We start from the raw sequence: 23579 nt of genomic DNA on the forward strand, positions 1-23579 counted from the left end.
GTGCGGAAAGGGAGATACAATGAATGAGTTAAAACTGTCAAAGCGGCTAGAAACCGTTGTTTCATTTATACCGAAAAAATCGAAACTGGCTGATATAGGATCTGACCATGCCTATTTGCCATGCTATGCGTATTTGCATGGCTATATTACGAAGGCTGTTGCCGGGGAAGTGGCTGACGGACCGTTCCGCTCGGCACAAAAGCAGGTCGAAAAAACAGGACTTAGCCAAGTTATTTTTGTGAGAAAAGGAGACGGTCTGGCTGTAATCGAGCCGGATGAAGTGGATTGTGTGACGGTTGCTGGGATGGGCGGAACGTTGATTGCTCATATTCTAGAGAATGGCAAGGAGAAATTATCAGGGGTTCAGCGGTTGATTTTACAGCCGAATGTCGGAGCACATGTTGTGAGAAACTGGCTGATTTCCCATGGATGGGAGCTTGTGGCGGAACGGATTTTGGAGGAGGACGGACAAATTTATGAGGTTCTTGTCGCCGAGCAAGGAAACGGTTTAAAGCCTTATAACCATGACCATATAGAGGCTGAATTGCTTCTTGGCCCGTTTTTACTGAAAGAGAGGAATGACATCTTTTTAAAAAAATGGCGAAGTGAGCTCGAGCATTGGAAGAAAATTATTGCGCAGCTTGAAGAAAAAGCACTCACGCAGGAAAGTATGAAAAAAAAGCAAGAGCTAGAGCGCAAAATTCAACTGATCGAGGAGGTATTGCGATGAGCAAGGTTCCAAATGGATATGAAGTCATTCAATTATTTGAACAATTTGCCCCGAAGTCGTTAGCAATGGAAGGGGATCCAATCGGTTTACAAATGGGAACGTTGAATAAGCCGATTCATACTGTATTCATTGCGCTAGATGTGCTGGAAGAGGTAGTGGATGAGGCGATCGCTAATCGCGCAGATTTAATGATCGCCCACCATCCGCCTCTTTATCGTCCTCTGAAGCAGATTTTAACTGATCAAGCCCAAGGGCGCATCATTGAAAAATGCTTAAAGCATAATATCACAGTGTATGCAGCTCATACGAATTTAGATATCGCCCAAGGAGGCGTCAATGACTGGCTCGCTGAGACGCTTGGACTGAAGGAAGTAGAGGTGCTTGCGCCAACGTATGAAGAGAAATTGAAAAAATTAGTAGTGTATGTTCCGAAAACTCATGCCTCTGCTGTTCGGGAAGCGCTTGGACATGCCGGCGCTGGCCATATTGGGAATTATAGTTATTGCACATTTAACAGTGAAGGGATCGGCACATTTTTGCCAGAAGACGGAGCGAATCCATTTATTGGAGCAAAGGGTGAGCTTGAACAGGTAGAGGAAGTGCGGATTGAAACGATTGTCCCCGCTTCTCTGCAAAAAAAAGTCATTGCGGCTATGCTGAAAGCCCATCCGTATGAAGAGGTCGCATATGATGTCTATTCGCTTGACAATCAGGGGCATACATGGGGATTGGGCAGAGTAGGGAAGCTGCTACAGGAAACGACATTGGGAGAGTTTGCAGAGCACGTCAAAAAATCGCTTGATGTCCCTGCGGTTCGTGTTGTAGGACAGCTTGACGATCCGGTGAAAAAGGTAGCTGTTGTCGGCGGAGACGGAAATAAATATATTCGGCAAGCGAAAATGAGCGGAGCAGATGTGTATGTAACGGGCGATGTTTATTATCATGTAGCGCACGATGCTATGGCCCTTGGGTTAAATATCGTTGATCCGGGACATAATGTGGAAAAAGTGATGAAACAGGGAGTTGCCCGCTTTTTAGAACAGGAATTTGCCAAGAAAAAGTGGAATACCGCTGTTTATGCGTCAAAAGTCCATACAGATCCGTTTACATTTGTGTAACCTACTGAATGGCGAAATAAAAACCGGGGCTGACTTAAACCCCGGTTTCTTGTTGCTTTGTTTTGACTTTCGGCAAGATTTTTTGCAGCGGTACTTTGCGCTCGCGTTTCCACGTTTCCGGATTGTTTGGATCAAACTGCTGGAGAAATTCGATCACTTCTTTGGTGATCGGAGTCGGTGTCGAAGCGCCAGCGGTGACAGCCACCTTTTTCGCATCTTTAATCCAATCGATTTCGATTTCGGTTACATCCGCTATGCGGTATGCTTTTGTTCCAGCGATTTCTTCCGATACTTGCGCAAGCCGGTTGGAGTTATTGCTCCGCGGATCGCCTACGACGATGGTTACATCTGCCTCTTTTGCCTGCTCGGCAACCGCTTCTTGGCGAAGCTGTGTGGCTAAACAAATTTCTTTATGCACTTCTACTTGCGGATACTTTTCTTGCACTTTCTTCATAATATCCGCTACATCCCATTGGCTCATGGTGGTTTGATTCGTCACCATTATGTGTTCACTATGAATATTTAGCTTGTCAACATCCGCTAGCGTCTCAACAAGATGAATGCGCGACGGATCGATACCAATGGCTCCTTCAGGCTCTGGATGCCCCTTTTTGCCGATATAAATGATTTCATATCCGGCTTTTAGTTTTTCGCGAATCAAATCATGGGTTTTTGTGACATCTGGGCATGTGGCGTCAATGGTGACAAGCCCTTTTTCACGAGCTCGCTTCTTCACTTCTGGAGAAACGCCATGCGCCGTAAAGATGACCGTTCCATGCTCAATTTTTTCAAGCAGTTCTAAACGGTTTTCTCCATCAAGCGTGATGATGCCTTCTTCAGAGAATGCATCGGTTACGTGTTTATTATGAACGATCATTCCTAAAATGTAGATCGGTCTTGGCAGTGTTGGATCTAACGCGGCATTTCTGGCCATTACCATCGCGTCAACCACTCCATAGCAATAGCCGCGCGGTGTTATTTTGATTACTTCCATTTGTAAAGCCCCTCCTTCGCTCTGCCCATTGGCACTTCTTTTTCATTATATCGGAGAAGGGGAAAGAATACAAAGAAGAACTAGATATACAATTTAGGGGTAGACGGTTTTGCTTCTTTTGGTGTTCTTTCCTTTGGTGTTGATTTGGCGGATGGCAGTTCGCGCGGCTTGTGCTCTTTCTGGTCTTTGGAATGCTGTTTCTTTTCTTCTTTGGCTTCCTTTTCTTTGGCAGGATTTATGTCTGATGTTTCAGACTCGCTATTGTCATCCGTCGGCTTCAGCTCCCTAAAAATTTTAATCATCGCTGGAAGGTTTTTTACAAATGGTCCATATTGCTGAACCATTGGCACGACGTTTTGAGCAATTCCGAGCATCTTTTGTACATTTGTCAGCATGCCGCTAATTCCTCCGCCGCTTGTCGCTGTACTGGCGCTACTGACAGCGTTTTGCATCATGGGCAGCGAGGAGAAAGGAGAGGAAGGCATCATTGGTTGTCCGCGTGAAAGCAGCCTTGATAAAAATCCGCCCATTCTTGGCTGTGGATAGGCTGCTGGAGGCGAAAATGACGAGTTCATAAATGGAAATGAGCGAGTCGGCGGAGTTGGAGGCATTGGGGGTCTCATCATCTCTTTTTCCTCCTTTCTTAAAATAGTTTATAACATAAAATATGCGAGTATCATCGAAAGTGTTTTTTATTTAGACGGCCGCCTATAGTTGCATAGAAAAGAGAAAATCGGCTATAATGATAAGTCGAGTTTATTTGGCAATACGGCAAATGAAAGGAGATGAAGCAATGAAGGAAACACGGTTTGAGAGATTTGCATTTCAGCCTTTTATCATAGAAGCCATTAAGCACCTGCGCTTTTATAAGCCAACCGAAATCCAAGAGCGCCTGATTCCATCGATTCTTCGCGGTGAAAGTGTGATTGGCCAGTCGCAGACAGGGACAGGAAAAACTCATGCGTATTTATTGCCGATCATAGAAAAAATCGATCCATCCCGTGAAGAGGTTCAAGCTGTGATTACAGCGCCTACGCGTGAGCTAGCGACGCAAATTTATCATGAGGCGTTAAAAATGATCAAACATTGCCCGCCAGATGCTGTGATTCATGCCCGATGTTTCATCGGTGGTACGGATAAGCAAAAGACGATTGAAAAATTGAAGAAGCAGCCACAGCTTGTTATTGGGACGCCTGGGAGAATTAATGATCTGCTGCGTGAACAGGCGTTGTTTGTCCATAAGGCGGACATGCTTGTGGTCGATGAAGCGGATTTAATGCTGGATATGGGATTTATTTTCGATGTCGACCAAATTGCAGCGAAAATGGCCAATCAACTGCAAATGCTCGTATTTTCAGCTACGATTCCTGAAAAATTAAAGCCATTTTTGCGAAAATATATGGAGAATCCTAAATATGTTCATGTTGCTCCGAAACAGGCGACGGCTGAAAAAATTGAACATATTCTCGTTCCGCTTCGTCATCGTGATAAATTAAAATTGTTGTATGACATGCTTGTTGCATACAATCCGTATTTAGCGATTGTTTTTACCAACACGAAAAAAATGGCTGATGAGGTAGCTTATGCCCTGAATGAAAAAAGATTAAGGGTAGGAGTGCTGCATGGGGATTTAACGCCGAGAGAGCGAAAAAAAATTATGAAGCAAATTCGTGATCTTGAATTTCAATACATTGTTGCTACGGATTTAGCGGCGCGCGGCATTGATATTGAAGGTGTCAGTCACGTGATTAATTACGAGCTGCCTCACGATCTTGAATTTTACGTGCATCGCGTTGGCCGGACTGGACGCGCTGGATATGAGGGAGTAGCAGCCACGATTTATGAGCCGTCCGATTATGATGCATTAGCAAAGCTAGAAAAAATGGGCATTGAGTTTATTCAGCGCGATCTTGTAAGCGGAGAATGGACCGATTTGCCGGCGTGGAATCAGCGAAGCAAACGGACGAAGCAAGCAGGGGAAATAGATCAGCTTGTCAAAAAAACCGTGAAGAAGCCAAAGAAAGTAAAGCCGGGATACAAGAAAAAAATGAAGGAAGAAATGGAAAAGCAGAAAAAAAGGCTGCGGCGCCTGAAAAATAAATAAGGGTTTAGGAAGGAAAGGGAGATTGGAGATGCTAAAAATTGGTTCCCACGTATCAATGAGCGGTAAGAAAATGTTGCTCGCTGCCAGTGAGGAAGCTGCTTCCTATGGAGCAAATACCTTTATGGTCTACACGGGTGCACCACAAAACACAAGACGAAAAAAGATTGAAGAACTGAATATTGACGCGGGACTGGCGCATATGAAGGAGCACGGAATTATAGAAATAGTCGTTCATGCTCCATATATTATTAACATTGGCAATACGGTGAATGCGGCGACATTTGAGCTTGGAGTGGAATTTTTGCGCGCGGAGATTGAAAGAACAGCTGCCATTGGCGCCAAACAAATTGTGCTTCATCCGGGCGCGCATGTTGGAGCTGGCACAGAGGCGGGAATTGCCAAAATTATCGAAGGATTAAATGAAGTCATTACATCTGATCAAGAGGTACAAATCGCCTTAGAAACGATGGCCGGAAAAGGCTCGGAATGCGGTAGTCGTTTTGAAGAGCTAGCAAAAATTATGGATGGCGTTACACATAATGATAAGCTGTCCATTTGCTTTGATACGTGTCACGTTCATGATGCGGGTTATAATATTGTGGAGGATTTTGACGGTGTTCTTGAGGAATTCGATAAAATCATTGGACTTGAGCGGTTAAAGGTTCTGCATATTAATGATAGCAAAAATCCGCGCGGCAGCCGCAAAGACCGTCACGAAAATATCGGTTTTGGGCACATCGGCTTCCAAGCCCTTAATTATATTGTTCATCATCCACAACTGGGAGATATTCCAAAGATTTTAGAAACTCCATATGTTGGTGAAGATAAAAACAATAAAAAGCCGCCATATCGTTTTGAAATTGCCATGCTGCGCAGCCGACAGTTTGATGAAGAGGTGCTAGCAAAAATTATGCAAGCATCATGATCAATAGAGGACTGTTCCGTTCTCTATGCATGAAAAGAATGAGGTAGTTGAATTTACCTTGGCAACATAGCAGGATTCATTCTTTCTGTTGCTGTCCGTGATAAGCGAATCCCTGATGAGAAAGCGTGCCGAAAAATGAATGGAAAACAGAGAAGCGATCCTTCTCATTATATAGGATCGCTTTTATGTTCAAACATGTAACAGAGACCGCTTATAAATGGAGAAAATCGGTCTGTGAAATCTAATGATATATAAAACCATCCGTGATGCTAGTTGAACGTGATCGAGGCAATCCGCCAAATCGCTTCCTGACCGCGAGTTTTGACAAATACCGCTCATTCATCATGATTGATGACAGCACGAAGGCCATCAGTGAATTGGTGAGATCTGGAACTGCGAGTTCTATAAACGATTGTCGGCGTTCGCAGCCGACAGACTTGCCGCTGTTATGTGATGGATGACGGAAAAGCAAGAGAAGGAATGGTTTCGACTGTGAGCATTTATAAATACCGTTCGTTTCATCCCAGGATATTTCACGAAAGAATTATCGATGCTTGTTGGTTGGATGATAGCAATAGCAAGGCAATGTATTTTGCCATAAAGAACGCGGTTTAGATCAAATGCGAAATTTTTTATTTTTTGCTGGTAAATTTCATAAATAGCTCGTTCGCTTGCTTGGCCGTTTGTGGTGATGTGATTTTCGCGAGCTCGCGAACCCATTTTGCTCTTTCTTGTGCATTAAAGATATTGATTTTGTTATTGCGGGCGATCTGGATGATTTGCTCCGCTTCCTCTAATGTTAGCGGAATATTATAATCCCGACTGTATGAAACAAGCTCTTCTGGAGTGATGGTTTTGATTTTTTGATTGATCAATTGTTGATAAAGATTCATGGTTCCTCTCCCCTTTGCGATGTATTGTATTATATGTGTATCGTATGAAGTGTAGGCCTAGAATGTGTTATGAAATTCTGTTGAAAGCCGCGGAATATCATGGGCACATGCTTTTTATGTGTCTGTATGGTCGAACGAAAACAAGGGAGTGCGCGTTAGATTGAATCGACCAGAAGTATAAGAGCATCGGAAAATGAAACGTTGCTCGAGAGCCGATTTTATTTACAAACGGCGATCTTTTCGCTATACTACATTCATAAATAAATCGTAATCATTCTTAATTTTTTATATTCATTCCTTTTTTGTATGAACGGATCAATAGATGATAGATCTTGTATCAAGCGGCGGGGGAAGGGCTTTCGCCTAACGAGCCGCACTTATTTCATCAGTAGGTGAGAAGAAAATGGCAGTGAAAACGGTATTAAGAGTGGAGAACGTGTCATTCCGCTATGAAAAAGAAAATGTGCTGGAGGACGTTACATTTGCTGTCCCGAGAGGAGCTTTTTTAGGGCTAGTTGGACCAAACGGCTCTGGCAAGTCAACGCTGCTAAAATGTATATTAGGATTGTTAAAACCTCAAAAAGGGAATATATTTTTATTTGATACACCGATTACGTCGTTTAAAGAATGGCATCGCGTTGGCTTTGTTTCACAAAAAGCGAACAGTTTTAACACAGGCTTTCCAGCTACTGTATACGAAGTAGTGGCAAGCGGGTTAACAGCTAAGCTTGGGTTATTCCGTTTTTTATCTCCTAAAGATAAACAAGCTGTTTTTGATGCGATTGACGCTGTCGGCATGAGCGAATTTTCTCGAAAAAACATTGGTGAGCTTTCGGGAGGCCAGCAACAGCGGGTGTTTATCGCACGGGCGATTGCAAGCAGACCCGAGCTGTTAATTTTAGATGAGCCGACTGTTGGAGTCGATGTCCATCATGTCCAAAATTTTTACAACATGCTAGAAGAGCTGAATAAAGGGCTTGGCATTACCTTTATATTAGTGACTCACGATGTCGGGACCATTACAGAAAAGGTGACGCATGTGGCGTGCTTAAACAAGCATCTCTATTTTCATGGGGGAGCCGGGGAATTTGCACAGCTTCAGAAAAGTGATTTGTCCCATTTTTACGGACACCATCTTCATGTGCTCTCTCATCAGCACTAGTGGAGGTACTTTGCAATGATCGGAGATATGTTTCATTATGAGTTTTTGCGCAATGCGTTTTTTGCAGGGATGTTAATTGGCTTTATTGCCCCGCTATTGGGCGTATTTATTGTTGTGCGCCGCTTGTCGCTGATTGCAGATGCCCTCAGCCATGTCACGCTTGCCGGCATCGCAGCCGGGCTGCTGCTGGAGAAAAAAATGGGGACATCGATAGGCTGGAATCCGCTTTACATGGGAATGGGCTTTTCTGTTGCTGGTTCGCTTTTGATTGAAAAATTACGCAGCGTGTATAAGCACTATCAAGAGCTGGCGATTCCGATTATTTTATCAGGCGGAATCGGTCTAAGCGTTATTTTTATTTCGTTAGCTGATGGATTTAATACCGATTTGTTTACGTATTTGTTTGGCAGCGTAAGCGCTGTTAGTCGACAGGACGTCTGGATTATTTTAGGGATTGCCTTTGTCGTGATTGCCGTGATTTTTCTGCTCTATAAGGAATTATTTCTGCTTTCCTTTGATGAAGAATATGCGGTAGCATCAGGGATTCGCGCTAAGACGATTCATTTTATCTTTATTGTGCTTGTCGCATTAGTGATTGCGGCTTCGATGCGAATTGTGGGAATTTTGCTTGTATCGTCTTTGATGACGCTTCCAGTTGCTGCAAGCATTCGCATTGCTAAAGGATTTAAACAGACCCTGTTTTTTTCGGTATTATTTGGCGAATTAGCGGTAATTGTCGGATTAGTGGTATCGTATGAGATTGATTTGGCACCAGGTGGAACGATTGTGATGCTGGCCATCGTGATTTTGCTCATTTCTGTTTTTTGGAAAAAATGGAGAAGGAGATAAGGAAAAATGGATGTGGCGCAAGCGATTCAGTTAATGAAAAAAAGCGGGTTTAAGCATACGGGAAAACGGGAAGATATGCTCTACTTATTTGCCAAAACAGATAAGTATTTAACGGCCAAAAACGTATTGGATGCTTTAAAAGACGATTATCCTGGATTAAGCTTTGATACGATTTACCGCAATTTGTCCTTATTTGTGGAACTTGGAATTTTGGAAATGACCGAGCTGTCTGGAGAAAAGCATTTTCGTTTTACTTGCAGCACCTCGCACCACCATCATCATTTTATTTGTATGGAGTGCGGAAAGACGAAAGAGATTGCGACTTGTCCGATGAATGAGCTAGCTGAGCATTTACAAGGGTATGAAGTATCTGGTCATAAATTCGAAATATATGGGAAATGTCCGGAATGTCAAGGGGACATCTCGTTATAACGAGATGTCCCCTTGAACGGCATGGAACCATTGTCCAAGCTGTTGTTTTGCCTCTATCCATGTATTGACGCGGATTACTTGCTTAGGCAAAGGTCCCTGGTTGTACGGAGTATCAAATAAAATTACAGGAATGCCGCATTGTTCTGCAATGTCACAAGCGTTATCATATTTATCCTCAAAAAAAGCAGCGATATCAAAGGCTTTCACTGCTGCAATTTTATCGTGAGAACCAACAAGCTCAATATGATGGTAATGAATGCCATTTTTTTGAAACCATTGCTCTGTAATATCATATAAGTGCTTGCCGCGAGCGCTGATGTAAAAAAGCTCATATTCGTCCTTCCAGCTGTTGATAATCTCTAGAGCGTGCTGGGCGAGAGGCGCTTGCTCATAAATCACGGCCTCATACTGCTCCATCCATTGATCTATTTCTTCTTCTGTTGTGTCATATAAAGGGGCTAAATTGTACTGGGTAATCTCAGCAAGCGTCAGCTCCTTTTGAAATGACTGATTTAAATAAGGAATAAATGTGCTTGGGCACGTAACTGTTCCGTCGATGTCAATCCCGAGTCGTTTTTTCATAGTCGCTTCTGCACTCCTTTCTCCATCTATATTGTAACATATTACGTGTATTTTTCCTCGCGATGAAAACATTCGCATCAATATTTTGAAGGCGTTGAATCATACTATAAATGCTCCTTGATTTAAGGAAAGCGAGGGAATAACATGGCCGATGATCGAAATCGCTCGTATGACAATGAGAGCTACGTGCGATCAATAAGAGAAACAGACAGTGAACCTGATTTTATGGAGGAAACATCGTCAGAAATCGCTGAACCGATTCGTCATTACGATCGAAGTGATGAAAGAGAAGGAGCAGGAGGCGCAGGATTTGGCTGGACAGCACTCGCCCTTTCGCTTCTTTCCCTGTTTATGATGCCGATTATTTTAGGAGCAGCAGGAATTATTGTCGGCTTTATTGCACGCCGACGCGGCGCAAGAACTTTAGGGGCTTGGGCGATCGGGATCGGCATTGTGTCGATAATCGTAAAGCTGTTTATTTTGCCGTTTTATTACTGAATAAAAAGCTTGACGCATCATGCGTCAAGCTTTTTGTGATTGTTTTTGCTTGGCGAAATATTCCTCAGCCAGTTTATCCACTTCTTTTTTCAATTCGTCAACCATTGTTTCTTCTGGAACTTTCCTTACAATTTTTCCATGGCGGAAAAGAAGGCCTTCTCCCCGCGCGCCAGCAATGCCGATATCAGCTTCTCGCGCTTCGCCAGGACCGTTGACGGCGCAACCGAGCACTGCGACTTTAATAGGGGCTTTGATTTTGGCGATATAGTCCTCAATTTCATTGGCAATGCTAATTAAATCAATCTCAATGCGGCCGCATGTAGGACAAGAAATCAGCGTAGCCGCATTGGAGGCAAGGCCAAAGGTTTTTAATAGTTCTCTTGCAACCTTAACTTCTTCGACTGGATCGGCGCTGAGTGAAATACGGATCGTATTTCCGATGCCTTTGCTTAAAATGGCGCCAAGTCCAGCTGCGCTTTTAACGGTTCCTGCAAATAATGTTCCTGACTCGGTAATGCCAAGGTGAAGTGGATAATCAAATGAGCGTGCAGCTTTTTCATATGCTTCGATCGCGAGACGAACATCGGATGCTTTTAGCGAGACGATAATATCGTGAAAATTCAGCTCCTCTAAAATTCGAATATGATGCAACGCGCTTTCCACCATACCATCCGCTGTTGGGTATCCATATTTTTCTAATATCCGTTTTTCTAAGGACCCGGCATTAACGCCAATTCGAATAGGAACTCCCCGTTCTTTTGCCGCTTTCACGACCGCTTCCACTTTCTCGCGGCGTCCAATGTTTCCTGGATTAATACGAATTTTGTCTGCTCCACCCTCAATGGCTTTTAGCGCTAGCTTATAATCGAAATGGATATCTACAACAAGAGGAATATTAATTCGTTTTTTTATTTCAGGGATAGCATTGGCTGCTCGTTCATCAGGGCAAGCTACGCGAACAATTTGACATCCCGCTTCTTCCAGCCGTTTAATCTCAGCAACCGTTGCCTCCACATCATGTGTTTTTGTCGTCGTCATGCTTTGAATAACAACTTCATTGCTTCCACCGATCGTCAGGTTTCCGACGCGAACAGGCCGGGTTTTTGAACGATGAATTATTTCATTCACGAAACATTCGCTCCTTTTAAGAAACAAGTTCATGTCAACTTCTCAATTATTGTAACAGTGTTGGTCAACGGTTGACAAGAAATTCAGTTCTTTTTATTTATAGATGGGAAACTTATACGCTTTGCCAATTTGAATAGAGGTTGCTTTTATGCCCGGGTTGAGTGCTTCAAAATCTTCAATAATCTCTTCAATCGAAACCGGCAGCGATTGGCCTTGTTCGCGTTCCATAATCGAAAGCAGAGTGTCTCCCGCTTGTACTTTGATGACCCGATAGCTGCTTGATGCAGCTGTTTCTGTTTTAGCAGAAGGTGCATGGGCCACTTTTTGTTCGGAAACGGGCAATGTTCCTTTTGTGACGTCATGATAAATAATATAAATCGCTAGACAAACGGCGCATACCTTCATTAGTTTCCTCATCGCGGCTTTCTGTCCTCCTAATGATGATCACAACCAAAAGCACAAGTGAATCTTCTTTAGATGAATGGCTCCTTCTCCGTTTCTCTTCTTATTTCTTCCATCAACGAACAAATTGCCGTTATTAACTATGTATGCTTGTCCTTTATAAATATGCCTCTTTTCGATTAAAAAGCCCATAGCCAACGATTCAGAGCGAAGTCTTCCATGTAGGTAGGAGAGACTCGTAAAGAGCAAGTTGAAAGATTGTTTCAGATTTTGTTTTATTTTCTGTCCGTTCTAGAGTTTTGTAAAAAAAGGAAATCATCTTTACTGAAACTTAACATTTCATTAATAAAAGCCTAAAACTTGTTCGATACAATGGCTTTGTAAATCAGATACAGAAAAAATATGGAGGGTAAAATGATGCTGAAAAGAAATCTAAAGCTAGCGATGGCAGCACTATTCATCACGGGGGCACTTACTGGATGTGGGAATTCTGATAACAACGATCAAACATCAGGAGCAACGAACGATCAAGGCAACGAAGGAAACACATCTTATTCCGGAACGGTGACATTAGCCGGTTCTACAGCGCTTCAGCCGCTTGCTGAAGAAGCAGCAACTGAGTTCATGCAAAAATATCCAGATGTTTCGATTACCGTGCAAGGTGGAGGAAGCGGTACGGGTGTCAACCAAGTAGCAGCTGGTGCTGTTCAAATCGGTAACTCAGATGTTCCATCAGCAGAAAAAATTGAAGACCAATCAAAAGCAGGAGAATTAATTGACACTAAAGTAGCAGGCATTGCCTTTTCTTTAGTTGTAAATAAAGATGTAAAGGTCGAATCATTAACTGTTCAGCAAATTCAAGATATTTTTTCTGGTAAGGTGAAAAATTGGAAAGAAGTTGGTGGAAACGACGAGAAAATCAATGTCATTAACCGCCCGGCTTCTTCAGGAACACGCGCAACATTTGAAAAAACGATCATGAAAGACGTATCCATTGATGAAAGCATTGGAACCGTTCAGGATTCTAATGGCGCAGTAGAGCAAGCGATTCAAACGACGCCAGGATCCGTTAGTTATGTAGCCATGTCGTACCTTGTAGGAGATAAAGCGAACGCTTTAACAACGCTAAAAATTGATGGTGCTGAACCAACGATTGAAAATATTAAAGCGCAAAAATATCCGTTCTGGTCTTATGAGTACATGGTCACAAAAGGGGAACCGAAAGACGCTGTAAAAGGATTTATCGACTTTATTAAAGGTGAAGAGTTTGCGGCAAAGGTAAAAGAAATGGGATATATTCCGATGTCGGAATTAGAATAATGTGATCATTCGTGGTGTTATATAGATTACGATGAATCCATATTGATCACCAAATGAATCAAGTTTCATCCGGTTTCGATGAACGGGCGACCGAACCCATCGCTTATCGATCCATGAATGGATCGATAAGCGACTGGTTGTTTGGCGCTCCGTCACGCTTTGGCATGACCGAGGAAGCCATCGGCTTGTCTCTGAGCATTGATCAGGGTTTTTTACAGATATCAATCGTTCCATCTGTCCGTTGTATGAATACAGTACAAAGAGAACAACATGAATCGATTATTTGGCACCATGAGTTGAGATCGATTGGGCTGGCTGTCCTTAAGTCAGTCCTATTCGTTTGAATGAATAGGGAAGGTGAAGATCTGGTGAAGGGGAAAAAACCAATTAATTATTGGAAAAGCGAGTATATTGGTAGATCATTAGTGACGGTGTGCGGATTTTTTATTGTGCTTGTGACTCTTGCCATTATCATCTTTATTTGCAGCAAAGGAATTCAGTCCTTTACACAAAGCCATATTCCACTTGGAGAAATGCTCTTTTCGAAACAATGGGCTCCAAACCAATCAGAACCTAAATATGGCGCCGTCATTTTCATTGTTGGCTCAACCCTTGTATCGGTTGGCGCTGTTGTTCTAAGCACACCGATCGCTCTTGCTTTAGCTGTATTTATTAACTATATTTCTCCTTGGTTCGGTACAAGGGTATTAAAGCCGGTGTTAGAGCTGCTTGTAGGGATTCCCTCAGTCGTTTACGGATTTTTAGGAGTAACGATTCTTGTACCGTTGTTTCGCGAGTGGTGGGGAGGAGTTGGATTCAGCTTAATAGCAGGTATGATCGTTTTAAGTATTATGATTTTACCAACCATCGCAAGCATCGCTTCCGATGCGATCGGCGCGGTTCCTCGTGCTTATTTAGAAGCATCGTACGGATTAGGTTCGACACGCTGGCAGGCGATTAGCCGCGTCATTGTTCCAGCAGCGCGCAAAGGAATTTTGACAGGAATTGTACTAGGTTTAGCCCGTGCTTTTGGTGAGGCGTTGGCTGTTCAAATGGTGATCGGAAACACCGTGAAGCTGCCTTCTGGATTGTATAGTCCAACTGCGACATTAACAGGTATTTTGACAATGGATATGTCCAACACGTTAAATGGAACAGCCTGGAATAATGCACTGTGGACATTAGCCATGATTTTGCTGCTGATTTCTTTCTTGTTCATTTTATTGATTCGAGCAATTGGACAAAGAGGTGAAAAATAACATGAAGGCGAGAACGGTTGACACCATTTGGACAGGGGTTTTATACGTGCTTTCGTTTATGGTTGTTGGATTGTTAGGTTATTTTGTCATCACCATTCTCATCAAAGGATGGGGATTTTGGGATCTAGATTTCCTTTCCGGTCTCCCGAGCAATACAAAAGAAGGGGGAGGCATAGGTCCTCAATTATTTAATTCGCTGTACATGCTTGTGTTGACATTGCTCATTTCTGTGCCGCTTGGATTGGGAGCTGGCATTTACTTAGCGGAATATGCAAAGCAAGGGAGGCTGTTAAGCTTTATTCGCTTATGCATTGAAACAATGGCTTCTCTCCCTTCGATTGTTGTCGGTTTGTTCGGGCTTTTAGTATTTGTGACATTGACTGGCTGGGGGTATACGTTAATCGGCGGCGCTTTAGCGATTACGATTTTAAACCTTCCAGGATTAACGAGAGTATGCGAAACAGCGATTTTAGATGTTCCACACAGTGTAAAGGAAGCTAGCCTTGGGCTAGGAGCGACGAAATGGCAGACATTAGTCAAAGTGACGATTCCGGCAGCGCTTCCGCAAATTATTACGGGAGTGATTTTAGCAGCAGGAAGAATTTTTGGTGAAGCGGCAGCTCTTATTTATACGGCAGGATTAACCACTCCATTGCTGAACGCTTCAGCTGATCTGTCAAGTAAGATGCATCCGCTAAATATTTTTCGTCCTGCTGAAACATTGACTGTTCACATTTGGAAATTAAATTCGGAAGGAATTGTTCCTGACGCCAAGCTCATTGCAGCGAAATCAGCTGCCGTTTTAATGATTATGGTTCTGCTATTTAATATTGGAGCTCGTTTTGTCTCCGTGCTATTGCAGCGCTATTTCACTGGAAATAAACGCACGAATAAGCGAAAAATGAAAATAGCGTCTTAGAAAATACGAACTTTTCTCGAGATCATTCCCTTCTAGTAGACAGAAAAAGTCCCATGAGTCTGTCTATTAATGGAGGGAATTTTTTATGGAAACGATGTGTCAAAAGCATTGAAAATGGTTAACGACAATGAGGATATTTGGCGGGAATAGAAGAACTAGAAATAGCTTGGGAAATTTCGTTCATCTAAAAATAAGAAAAGAGGAGAGGGAATAAAAAACGATAATAAAGTTACAACATGAGGCTCAACTATATGATGTGCTCTCCGCTGAAAAATGATCACATATTTGGATATTTTTTGTGATCTCTTTATAGAGCACTAAATGCATTGATAAACGAAAGAAAATATGATAAATTAATATAGAAACACACTTTTTTATTATTTTTTACAATAATATCCCTATTATAATTTTATAACAAAAAACTCCCTTAGTCAACCCCTGTTTTCATTATTTTTTAAAGGAGTGCTTGGTATGAATACAGAACTTCAGCAGGAGCAAAAACGATTGGACAGCGTGATGGAGACAATTGCGGAGCAAATCGTCACGCTGGAAAATGAAACATTCCGTCGTCGTGAAGAAGTGATTGAGTTCCGCAAACATTTTTGGGATGATGTCAAGGTGAATACCGATACGTTCGATGATTTCCTTGAAACCATCATTGCCTTAAGACAACAGGCGCAGAATCTGTCTGTGAGCCAAAGCACTCACAGACAGGCGTTCAAGAGATTGATCGCGCTGCGCCGCATGCAGGAGGTGCCTTATTTCGGTCGAATCGATTTCGCTGAAGAAGGAACTTCTGCTGCTGAACGAATTTATATTGGCATCTCTACGCTCATAGATACAAGTGGAGAGAATATTCTCATCTACGACTGGAGGGCGCCGATCTCGAGTATCTACTACGATTATCCGCCCGGTCCAGCTGAATACACGACACCTGAAGGTAAAGTCCGTGGCATGCTGGAGAAAAAGTGGCAATATCTCATTCGTGGCGGTGTGATCCAATCGATGTTTGATACGAGCCTCACGATTGGGGATGAGATTTTACAGCAGGTGCTTGGCAAAGTGACAGATAAACATATGCATAACATCGTGGCCACTATTCAAAAGGAACAAAACCGAATCATTCGGCATGACCGCGGGAGATTGCTCATTGTGCAAGGTCCCGCTGGCAGCGGCAAGACATCAGCTGCCCTTCAGCGAATCGCTTACTTGCTCTACAAATATCGGGATAAGTTAAAAGCCGACCAAATCATTTTATTTTCCCCTAATTTAATGTTTAGTAGCTATGTAGCCAATGTGTTGCCTGAACTTGGCGAAGAGAATATGCATCAGGTTACATTTCAGGAATACTTAGATCATCGGCTGAGTCATGAATTTCAAGTCGAGGACCCATACGGACAGTTGGAGTATGTGTTAACGGCAACGGATGATCCTTCATACCGGACTAGGGCTGCAAGCATCCGCTTCAAGGCCTCGGCCCGTTTTTTTGAAACGATCAAGGCCTACCGGCAGTCACTTGAATTATCCGGCATGCTCTTTAAAGATATTCGGTTTAGAGGAAAAGCCATTGTCACCGCCCAACAAATTGCCGAAAGATTTTATAGCAGCGACACTTCGCTCCGTTTTCACAATAGAATCGAAAAGTTGGTCGCTTGGCTAAACAAGCAAATCGATAAAGCTGAGAAGCTTGAACGGACTAAGCCATGGGTGCAGGAAGAAATCGAATTGCTTAGCAACGAGGATTACCATAAAGCTCATACTCTCTTACGAAAAAAGCACGGCTTTAAAGGAGAAGAGTTGGCCAATTATGAAATGGAAGTCGAAGCGCTAGGTCAATTGATCGTTCACAAGAAGCTTAAGCCGTTACGCAAGCGAATCCGGGCGCTTCGCTTTATCGACATAAAAGGGTTATATAAGCAACTTTTCATCGTTCCAGCGAGAATCAAGCAGTGGATGGAGGGGGAAACGCCAGAGGAGTGGGAGAATATGTGCCGATTGACGGTGAGCATGCTTGACGAAGGCAAATTGTTTTACGAAGATGCGACGCCGTTTTTATTTTTGAAAGAGCTGATTCAAGGATTTCAAACGAATATCTCGATTAAACACCTACTTATTGACGAAGCGCAGGATTACTCTCCTTTTCAATTTGAGTTTTTGAAATGCTTGTTTCCAGCAGCCAGGATGACCGTGCTCGGCGACTTTAACCAGGCAATTTTCGCCCATGCCAGCGAAACTGTCGACTTTTCCACGCTTACCAGCTTATACGGGCCAGATGAAACAGATGGGATCACTTTGGCGCGCAGTTACAGAGCCACAAGACCGCTCGTCGAATTTACGCGCGGACTCGTGTCTGATGGCGGACGAATTGTTGCTTTTGAACGCGACGGAGATAAGCCGGTATTGACGCAATTGTCCAATCATACCGAATTGCATCGCTCGATTGCTTCTAAAGTCGCGGACTTGCGGAAACGGGGATACAATACGATCGCGATCATATGCAAATCCGCCGCGGAAAGCAATGCCGCATATAACGCATTGAAAAGCGTGGAAGAAATAAAACTTGTAAAGCGCAGCTCGACTGAATATGAACAAGGTGTTGTGGTCATACCAGCGTATTTGGCCAAGGGAATCGAATTTGATGCCGTCATCATTTATAACGCATCGGCCGAAGTATATGGAGATGAGAGCCTGCGCCGATTGTTCTACACTGCCTGTACCCGGGCTATGCATGACTTGCAGCTTTATAGTGTGGGTGAACCGAGCCCTTTTTTGCGCCACATTAAGCAGGGGAGCTTGCTGCTAACCCCGAGTTCGCACGGGATAAATATACGGCTTTAACATCATCGACCGAGGAGTCTCCCGCCTCTTAACGGAGGGGAGATGGGGGAGGTTCATTCAGGTGTTTTATACTCAATCGAATCATCGAAATCGAAAATGAAACAGCTTGAGTCCTTATGAATACAGGGACTCAGGCTGCTTCATATGCGCTTTTTCCCTGCCTGCTTGATAGGGAGCGCTTCGTATATTGAGGTAAACCTAGTTTAGTCATGAGCTTTAGGAGAAGGAATTTCCCTAATGGCTAAAAATAATACGGTAATGGATACGAACCAATGGAGAAATGGTGCATATGGAACCGCTGTGTGCATCATTTCCATAATGGCAAAAAAGATGGTGGATAAAGTTATGGAATACGCAGACATCACCCATGTGTGACGATACGAGATCTTTTTATCAAGCGTGCCTTTTAAAATAAGTCCGATAAAGGCAAGAACACATACACCGATGAACTTGCTCGCACTTGTAAAAATATAAAGGAACAAAAACGCCAGCGGAATCAGTACAGGAAGCAATGATTGAACCGTTTGAATAAATGAGTGTACATCCTGATCTGTCAGCTTGGTATCTTGAGGAAACATGGAATAGTTATAAGATTGTAATTGACTATTTGTCACAAGCACGGCTTCATGCTTTAAAAGTCCAATCGCTGTTCCTAGGCGCTCCACTTCTTCTTTTGTCATTTTTCCCGTGCTGTCAAACACAATGGTTAAACCTTGTTCATTCATGACGATCGGCTCGCTGGCTGACGAATGTAGGGAACCATTTTCGATGGTAAAAGACGGAATGTCGTTTTGTAGCAAACCGCCAGTGTAACGCGTGCCTTCAATAAAGCTTGTTGTAAAATAATAAGTAGTAGGTAGTGATGTAATCAATGACAAGAGGAAGATATATAAAATGGATCTTCCAATTTTTTGAAAACGAAATCGAGCGATATCTTTTGGCGAATACAAACTTTTCCATAGCTGCATGAATAGATTCATCCGTTACACATCCTTCCCTTGCTTCCATGCTCATTGTATATTGTTCAGCCAGAGAATTCAACTAGTGCTGTAAAATGAAAAGAATCCCTTATGTGCTAAAAAGGGATTCTTTTACTTGATGAGTCAATAAGTGCGATATAAAGACCATCTATTTCATCGGTTGTTTAGCGCAACTGGACATGTGAGTGGCCTAGCAAACATGTACACAATTTGCTTTTCACCACTATCATGTGACGACACACTTGCAAATGAAAAAAGCTTGTTAATTTTTATCCCTAGCAGATACTTTAAACGTTTGAACGACTTGTTGCAGCTGTTTGACGAGATCATTTAACGAGCTAGAGGCATGCGAAACCTCGTCAACGGAAGCGCTTTGCTCCTGAACAATCGCAGCTGCATGCTCCATATTGGCCGCAATTTGTTGCGAAATAGAAGATACCTCTTCCATAGTCATGGACATTTGTTTTGTTTGCGAGCAGACATGATGGATCATCGCCGCTACTTCCTTTGATTCTCTCGACACATTTTCTACAGCATGAGCGATGTCTTTAAATGATGTATCGGTTTGATAAACGATTTCGATTCCTTCCTTGATCACTTCCGATCCTCGCGCCATGGAGTGAACGGTTTGGTTGACGCCATGCTGAATTTCTTCAATAATTTCCCGTATCTGCCTTGCCGCTTCACCACTTTGGGAAGCAAGGTTTCGAATCTCATGAGCGACAACGGAAAATCCTTTTCCATGCTCTCCTGCTCGTGCTGCTTCAATGGCTGCGTTTAAAGAAAGGAGATTCGTTTGATTGGCAATTTGGCTAATTAGATGGACGATCTGATCAATTCGTTTCGACTTTTCCCCCAGTATGTATACGGCATCAGCGGTTTCGCCAACGGTTTTTTGGATTAAACGCATTTGTTGAACAGCATGATCCACTAAGCGGTTTCCTGCATGGGCTTTATGTGTCGCTTCATTTGTCGACGCTTCAACGTCTTCCATGGAATGAAACGCTTGCTCCATTCCTTCGGCTATTTCATGAAAAAACTGTGTCGTTTCGATGGTGGAATGGGCTTGTTTTTCTGCGCCGCTAGCGATTTCTCCAAGCGCGCTTGAAATTTGTCCAAATGCGAGCCGCGATTCGTATGCAGCATGCTTTAATGTTTCAGACGAGTGAGAGACATGCTTAGAGCTTGTATCTAGATGCGCAATCAATGCGGTTAAGCTGTCGGCCATTTGATTAAAACCGGCTGCAAGTGCATGGATATCCTTACTCGCATGCCTTAATTGCAGACGTGTTTGCAGATTTCCTTTTCCCACTTGCTCCATAGCATGCTTTAATAAGGTGATCGGTTTAACCATCTTGCGTACGATCAGCCAGCCGATTAAGCTTGCAAGCAGGGCAATCAGCAATGAAATCACGATGCTTGTTTTTTGATAAGCAAAAACAGGCTGCAAATAATCCTGATCATTCAACGCTAATACATAGATATCACCGTTTAAGTCAACAGAAGAGGCGTAAGAGAGTGTCAGCCCTTGAATATGGAGAATTCCTTGTTTTTTTTCATATATGCTCCGAATCGATGACGGAGAAAGCGCGGGCAAGGAGCTATGAAACCCCGCCAATTTTTCTAACTTTCCCTCTTTTGTGATCACAAATTGCATGGGATTTGCTTGAAGAGATTGGAACTTATGTTTAGTTAATGTAAGTATGTATGATAGCTTTTTTTGAAAGTCTTCATTTGTGACAGTAGATTTTAGCATCGAAATTTTTTCGATCGTCACTTCTGTTGCCAGCTGCATTTGTTGTTCGACGGCTTGAGTAGTGATTTGTTTGTTTTTTTGATAGCTTGTATAAGCGATCAACATGGACGCAAGGCAGCTGGTTAGAATAATCAGCATCGTTAACATCGTTTGCAAACTCCATTTGCGAGAAAAGGAAAGACGAAAAAAAGGGAGAGAACGCATAGACTTCCCTTTTTGCTTTGTTGCATCTAGCAAAGAAGATAAGCGTGATAAAATTGCCCGTGCTTGCTTTGATTTGCTCATCATTTGCACTCCTCATTTCTGATACCATTTATGCCAAAATCCTACTTTCAATGTATTGAATGAAGTTTAAGCTTTTATTAAGAAAATGTATAAAAATTGTTAAGCTTATCAAACAAGCAAATAAATTGAAACATTGTGGCAATTTTGGTAAGCTAATTTTGAATGGACGAGGCTCTCGTTCAGTACATATGACAACAAAGGAGGAATTAAAATGGCTTTTGAATTACCTCAATTACCTTATGCTTATGACGCGCTTGAACCGCATATTGACAAGGAGACAATGAACATTCACCACACTAAACACCATAACACATATGTTACAAACCTAAATGCAGCGTTAGAAGGTCATGCAGATCTGCAAGGAAAAACGCTTGAGGAATTGCTTAGCAATTTAGAAGCGCTTCCAGAGAGCATTCGTACAGCTGTTCGCAATAATGGTGGTGGACATGCCAACCATAGCCTTTTCTGGACGATTCTTTCGCCAAATGGCGGCGGTGAGCCAACTGGTGAATTAGCGGATGCGATCAACAAAAAATTCGGCAGCTTTGCTGCGTTTAAAGAAGAATTTACAAAAGCCGCAACAACTCGCTTCGGTTCTGGATGGGCTTGGCTCGTTGTGAATAATGGCGAGCTTGAAGTGACAAGCACGCCAAACCAAGACAATCCGATTATGGAAGGAAAAACGCCAATTCTTGGCTTGGATGTTTGGGAGCATGCATACTACTTAAAATATCAAAACCGTCGTCCAGAATACATTTCTGCATTTTGGAATGTCGTAAATTGGGACGAGGTTACTAAACGTTATCAAGCTGCAAAATAAGAAATGAATGGAAAGGGACGGCCCCAATCAATCGCCGTCTCAAACAGGAGCCAAAGTCAATTTTGACTTTGGCTCCATTATTTTTAGCCGCCATTTGTTTCGGTTTTTTCTGTCTCAGACCGCTTTTTTAATATGGATGGACAGTCTAGGATGGCTTTGGATTCAGGGGCGTCTTTTTTATGTGCGGTGCATAGAACAGGCAGGAGATTGCCAAACTATCCTTTAAGATGAAAAGGGGAGTTAACCATGACTATGCTAAAAAAAATATTCGGCCATGAGCATATCAATCGCGATCTCATCTTGTTGCTATGCATCGGTGGCTTTTATTCATTAAGCATTGCACTTTCCAACACCTTTGTGAATGTATATTTATGGAAACAATCGGGAGAATTTCGGGATTTGGCGCTGTATAATTTGGCGATTGTAGTATTGCAGCCTTTGACGTTTGTTTTTGCCGGAAGACTTGCGAAAAAAGTCGATCGCATTATTGTTTTGCGTTTAGGCGTGTCATTTTTAGCGGCTTTTTTTATGAGTGTATTGCTTGTTGGACAGCGCGCCGATGATTATTTATTATTGCTTGGTTCGTTGCTTGGGATCGGCTATGGTTTTTATTGGCTGGCGTTTAATGTATTGACATTTGAAATCACAGAACCGAATACACGGGATTTTTTTAATGGCTTTCTAGGCATTTTAACGTCGGCCGCCGGGATGATCGGCCCTATCGCTGCAGGATATATCATTTCCATGCTTGTTAAGAAAGGATATACGCTCATTTTTTCCATCTCATTAGGGATGTTTTTAATTGCTGTAGTCCTCAGCTTTTTCCTTAAGAGGAGGCAGGCAGAAGGAAAATACGCTTTGCTGCGCATTATCAAAGAGAGGCAGAATAATAAAGAGTGGCGGTTGATTACAAACGCTCATTTTTTTCAAGGATTAAGAGAAGGGATTTTTGTTTTTATTATTTCTGTCTTTGTGTATGTTGCCACCGATAGCGAATGGGCGCTTGGAAAATTTGGTTTTGTGAATTCGCTGACATCCTTTGTGGCGTACTATGTTGCCTCTAGACTGATTAAGCCATCTTATCGAAAACTGGCGATTTTATGCGGCGGTTTATTGCTGTACGCGGCGATTTTCTTAATTGTTTTCGATCCCTCCTATATGCGTTTGATGCTGTATGCTGTTGCGATTGCGATCGCTTATCCGATCCTGCTCGTGCCGTATTCATCGTTGACATTTGATGTGATTGGCAAGAGCTGGGGATCAGCGGATCGAAGAATTGAATATATCGTCGTTCGCGAGCTGTTTTTAAATGCTGGACGCATTGTCTCCATTCTCGCCTTTTTATTCACCATTACCTTTTTCAACGAAAAAAGCGGCATTTCTGTACTGATGATGGTGCTAGGAGCGGGGCACACGATGATTTATTGGTTTATCCGCCCGATCGAGGTTTCAAGAAAACAGCAGCGGGAAGGGGATGAAGCTGTTCTCCGCCGCACTTTTACGAACAAAGAAGGAGGCTCTCCTGCATAGGGCCTCTTTCTTTATGACGATTTTCTAGAAAAATGCCGCCGTTTCTTTTACAATA

The 23579-nt window shown here is 42.8% G+C and carries 22 protein-coding genes; 14 read left to right on the forward strand and 8 right to left on the reverse strand.

Annotation, left to right across the window (positions count from 1 at the left end; all coding sequences use genetic code 11):
- Positions 1 to 19: 19 nt before the first annotated feature.
- A complete protein-coding gene (locus tag B6A27_RS12770) occupies positions 20 to 730 on the forward strand; it encodes a tRNA (adenine(22)-N(1))-methyltransferase (protein ID WP_044744697.1) in 711 nt (236 codons plus the stop codon).
- Positions 727 to 1848, forward strand: a complete 1122-nt coding sequence (locus B6A27_RS12775) for a Nif3-like dinuclear metal center hexameric protein (protein WP_080862297.1) — start codon at positions 727 to 729, stop codon at positions 1846 to 1848. Before B6A27_RS12770 ends, B6A27_RS12775 begins: the two co-directional genes overlap by 4 nt.
- Positions 1849 to 1882: 34 nt before the next feature.
- On the opposite strand, the gene B6A27_RS12780 is transcribed toward B6A27_RS12775, so the two are convergent.
- Together B6A27_RS12780 and vrrA are read right to left on the reverse strand one after the other, a co-directional pair.
- Positions 1883 to 2842 (reverse strand): 4-hydroxy-3-methylbut-2-enyl diphosphate reductase, encoded by a 960-nt coding sequence (locus B6A27_RS12780; RefSeq protein ID WP_044744550.1) that lies wholly within the window; start codon positions 2840 to 2842, stop codon positions 1883 to 1885.
- Between the two features lie 80 nt (positions 2843 to 2922).
- Entirely contained in the window at positions 2923 to 3468 is a 546-nt protein-coding gene (gene vrrA / locus B6A27_RS12785; RefSeq protein ID WP_080862298.1) for a VrrA/YqfQ family protein, read from the reverse strand.
- 167 nt (positions 3469 to 3635) lie between these two features.
- On the opposite strand from vrrA, the gene B6A27_RS12790 reads away from it, so the two are divergent.
- Together B6A27_RS12790 and B6A27_RS12795 are read left to right on the forward strand one after the other, a co-directional pair.
- Positions 3636 to 4946, forward strand: a complete 1311-nt coding sequence (locus tag B6A27_RS12790; RefSeq protein ID WP_066145893.1) for a DEAD/DEAH box helicase — start codon at positions 3636 to 3638, stop codon at positions 4944 to 4946.
- A gap of 28 nt (positions 4947 to 4974) precedes the next feature.
- On the forward strand, positions 4975 to 5871 hold the full coding sequence (locus B6A27_RS12795; protein WP_066145890.1) for a deoxyribonuclease IV: 897 nt from the start codon (positions 4975 to 4977) through the stop codon (positions 5869 to 5871).
- Between the two features lie 632 nt (positions 5872 to 6503).
- On the opposite strand, the gene B6A27_RS12800 is transcribed toward B6A27_RS12795, so the two are convergent.
- On the reverse strand, positions 6504 to 6764 hold the full coding sequence (locus B6A27_RS12800) for a DUF2624 domain-containing protein (RefSeq protein WP_044744547.1): 261 nt from the start codon (positions 6762 to 6764) through the stop codon (positions 6504 to 6506).
- Between the two features lie 403 nt (positions 6765 to 7167).
- Between B6A27_RS12800 and B6A27_RS12805 the strand changes: the two genes are divergently transcribed.
- The 3 genes from B6A27_RS12805 to zur are packed head-to-tail and all read left to right on the forward strand — an operon-like array spanning position 7168 to position 9207.
- A complete protein-coding gene (locus tag B6A27_RS12805; RefSeq protein ID WP_066145885.1) occupies positions 7168 to 7926 on the forward strand; it encodes a metal ABC transporter ATP-binding protein in 759 nt (252 codons plus the stop codon).
- 15 nt (positions 7927 to 7941) lie between these two features.
- Positions 7942 to 8775, forward strand: a complete 834-nt coding sequence (locus B6A27_RS12810; RefSeq protein WP_044744545.1) for a metal ABC transporter permease — start codon at positions 7942 to 7944, stop codon at positions 8773 to 8775.
- A gap of 6 nt (positions 8776 to 8781) precedes the next feature.
- Positions 8782 to 9207, forward strand: a complete 426-nt coding sequence (gene zur, locus B6A27_RS12815; protein WP_066145882.1) for a zinc uptake transcriptional repressor Zur — start codon at positions 8782 to 8784, stop codon at positions 9205 to 9207.
- Here the strand turns inward: zur and B6A27_RS12820 are convergent.
- On the reverse strand, positions 9202 to 9789 hold the full coding sequence (locus B6A27_RS12820; protein WP_080862299.1) for a hypothetical protein: 588 nt from the start codon (positions 9787 to 9789) through the stop codon (positions 9202 to 9204). The genes zur and B6A27_RS12820 overlap by 6 nt on opposite strands.
- Before the next feature lie 144 nt (positions 9790 to 9933).
- Between B6A27_RS12820 and B6A27_RS12825 the strand changes: the two genes are divergently transcribed.
- Positions 9934 to 10287: a hypothetical protein gene (locus B6A27_RS12825; RefSeq protein ID WP_044744543.1), complete on the forward strand. Its 354-nt coding sequence runs from the start codon at positions 9934 to 9936 to the stop codon at positions 10285 to 10287.
- A gap of 24 nt (positions 10288 to 10311) precedes the next feature.
- Here the strand turns inward: B6A27_RS12825 and ispG are convergent, their stop codons facing one another.
- Positions 10312 to 11415: a flavodoxin-dependent (E)-4-hydroxy-3-methylbut-2-enyl-diphosphate synthase gene (ispG, locus tag B6A27_RS12830; protein ID WP_080862300.1), complete on the reverse strand. Its 1104-nt coding sequence runs from the start codon at positions 11413 to 11415 to the stop codon at positions 10312 to 10314.
- Positions 11416 to 11508: 93 nt separating this feature from the next.
- Entirely contained in the window at positions 11509 to 11832 is a 324-nt protein-coding gene (locus B6A27_RS12835) for a type IV pilus assembly protein FimV (RefSeq protein ID WP_080862301.1), read from the reverse strand.
- A gap of 399 nt (positions 11833 to 12231) precedes the next feature.
- On the opposite strand from B6A27_RS12835, the gene B6A27_RS12840 reads away from it, so the two are divergent.
- The 4 genes from B6A27_RS12840 (at position 12232) to helD (ending at position 18153) form a co-directional block, all read left to right on the forward strand.
- Positions 12232 to 13137 carry a phosphate ABC transporter substrate-binding protein PstS family protein gene (locus B6A27_RS12840; protein ID WP_201722563.1) on the forward strand — a complete coding sequence of 302 codons (906 nt, stop codon included), beginning with the start codon at positions 12232 to 12234 and terminating at the stop codon, positions 13135 to 13137.
- Between the two features lie 368 nt (positions 13138 to 13505).
- Complete coding sequence (gene pstC / locus B6A27_RS12845; RefSeq protein WP_066145867.1) at positions 13506 to 14396, forward strand: phosphate ABC transporter permease subunit PstC; 891 nt, start codon at positions 13506 to 13508, stop codon at positions 14394 to 14396.
- A gap of 1 nt (position 14397) precedes the next feature.
- Positions 14398 to 15315 carry a phosphate ABC transporter permease PstA gene (gene pstA, locus B6A27_RS12850; RefSeq protein WP_044744538.1) on the forward strand — a complete coding sequence of 306 codons (918 nt, stop codon included), beginning with the start codon at positions 14398 to 14400 and terminating at the stop codon, positions 15313 to 15315.
- Positions 15316 to 15786: 471 nt separating this feature from the next.
- Positions 15787 to 18153, forward strand: coding sequence for an RNA polymerase recycling motor HelD (gene helD / locus B6A27_RS12855; protein ID WP_080862303.1), 2367 nt, complete (start codon positions 15787 to 15789; stop codon positions 18151 to 18153).
- A 203-nt stretch (positions 18154 to 18356) separates the two neighbouring features.
- On the opposite strand, the gene B6A27_RS12860 is transcribed toward helD, so the two are convergent.
- On the reverse strand, positions 18357 to 19133 hold the full coding sequence (locus tag B6A27_RS12860) for a DUF1189 domain-containing protein (protein ID WP_044744536.1): 777 nt from the start codon (positions 19131 to 19133) through the stop codon (positions 18357 to 18359).
- 262 nt (positions 19134 to 19395) lie between these two features.
- On the reverse strand, positions 19396 to 21174 hold the full coding sequence (locus B6A27_RS12865; RefSeq protein ID WP_139788125.1) for a methyl-accepting chemotaxis protein: 1779 nt from the start codon (positions 21172 to 21174) through the stop codon (positions 19396 to 19398).
- 211 nt (positions 21175 to 21385) lie between these two features.
- Between B6A27_RS12865 and B6A27_RS12870 the strand changes: the two genes are divergently transcribed.
- Together B6A27_RS12870 and B6A27_RS12875 are read left to right on the forward strand one after the other, a co-directional pair.
- Positions 21386 to 21994: a superoxide dismutase gene (locus B6A27_RS12870; protein ID WP_044744535.1), complete on the forward strand. Its 609-nt coding sequence runs from the start codon at positions 21386 to 21388 to the stop codon at positions 21992 to 21994.
- 246 nt (positions 21995 to 22240) lie between these two features.
- Entirely contained in the window at positions 22241 to 23524 is a 1284-nt protein-coding gene (locus B6A27_RS12875; RefSeq protein ID WP_044744534.1) for an MFS transporter, read from the forward strand.
- The last annotated feature ends 55 nt before the right edge of the window (positions 23525 to 23579 follow it).

The organism is Anoxybacillus sp. UARK-01 (assembly GCF_002075365.1).
GTDB classification, from domain to species: domain Bacteria; phylum Bacillota; class Bacilli; order Bacillales; family Anoxybacillaceae; genus Anoxybacteroides; species Anoxybacteroides rupiense.

Coding starts and splice junctions, on each gene's coding strand:
- B6A27_RS12770 (WP_044744697.1), top strand. CDS start 20: ATGAATGAGTTAAAACTGTCAAAGCGGCTAGAAACCGTTGTTTCATTT.
- B6A27_RS12775 (WP_080862297.1), top strand. CDS start 727: ATGAGCAAGGTTCCAAATGGATATGAAGTCATTCAATTATTTGAACAA.
- B6A27_RS12780 (WP_044744550.1), bottom strand. CDS start 2,842: ATGGAAGTAATCAAAATAACACCGCGCGGCTATTGCTATGGAGTGGTT.
- vrrA (WP_080862298.1), bottom strand. CDS start 3,468: ATGATGAGACCCCCAATGCCTCCAACTCCGCCGACTCGCTCATTTCCA.
- B6A27_RS12790 (WP_066145893.1), top strand. CDS start 3,636: ATGAAGGAAACACGGTTTGAGAGATTTGCATTTCAGCCTTTTATCATA.
- B6A27_RS12795 (WP_066145890.1), top strand. CDS start 4,975: ATGCTAAAAATTGGTTCCCACGTATCAATGAGCGGTAAGAAAATGTTG.
- B6A27_RS12800 (WP_044744547.1), bottom strand. CDS start 6,764: ATGAATCTTTATCAACAATTGATCAATCAAAAAATCAAAACCATCACT.
- B6A27_RS12805 (WP_066145885.1), top strand. CDS start 7,168: ATGGCAGTGAAAACGGTATTAAGAGTGGAGAACGTGTCATTCCGCTAT.
- B6A27_RS12810 (WP_044744545.1), top strand. CDS start 7,942: ATGATCGGAGATATGTTTCATTATGAGTTTTTGCGCAATGCGTTTTTT.
- zur (WP_066145882.1), top strand. CDS start 8,782: ATGGATGTGGCGCAAGCGATTCAGTTAATGAAAAAAAGCGGGTTTAAG.
- B6A27_RS12820 (WP_080862299.1), bottom strand. CDS start 9,789: ATGAAAAAACGACTCGGGATTGACATCGACGGAACAGTTACGTGCCCA.
- B6A27_RS12825 (WP_044744543.1), top strand. CDS start 9,934: ATGGCCGATGATCGAAATCGCTCGTATGACAATGAGAGCTACGTGCGA.
- B6A27_RS12835 (WP_080862301.1), bottom strand. CDS start 11,832: ATGAGGAAACTAATGAAGGTATGCGCCGTTTGTCTAGCGATTTATATT.
- B6A27_RS12840 (WP_201722563.1), top strand. CDS start 12,232: ATGATGCTGAAAAGAAATCTAAAGCTAGCGATGGCAGCACTATTCATC.
- pstA (WP_044744538.1), top strand. CDS start 14,398: ATGAAGGCGAGAACGGTTGACACCATTTGGACAGGGGTTTTATACGTG.
- helD (WP_080862303.1), top strand. CDS start 15,787: ATGAATACAGAACTTCAGCAGGAGCAAAAACGATTGGACAGCGTGATG.
- B6A27_RS12860 (WP_044744536.1), bottom strand. CDS start 19,133: ATGAATCTATTCATGCAGCTATGGAAAAGTTTGTATTCGCCAAAAGAT.
- B6A27_RS12865 (WP_139788125.1), bottom strand. CDS start 21,174: ATGAGCAAATCAAAGCAAGCACGGGCAATTTTATCACGCTTATCTTCT.
- B6A27_RS12870 (WP_044744535.1), top strand. CDS start 21,386: ATGGCTTTTGAATTACCTCAATTACCTTATGCTTATGACGCGCTTGAA.
- B6A27_RS12875 (WP_044744534.1), top strand. CDS start 22,241: ATGACTATGCTAAAAAAAATATTCGGCCATGAGCATATCAATCGCGAT.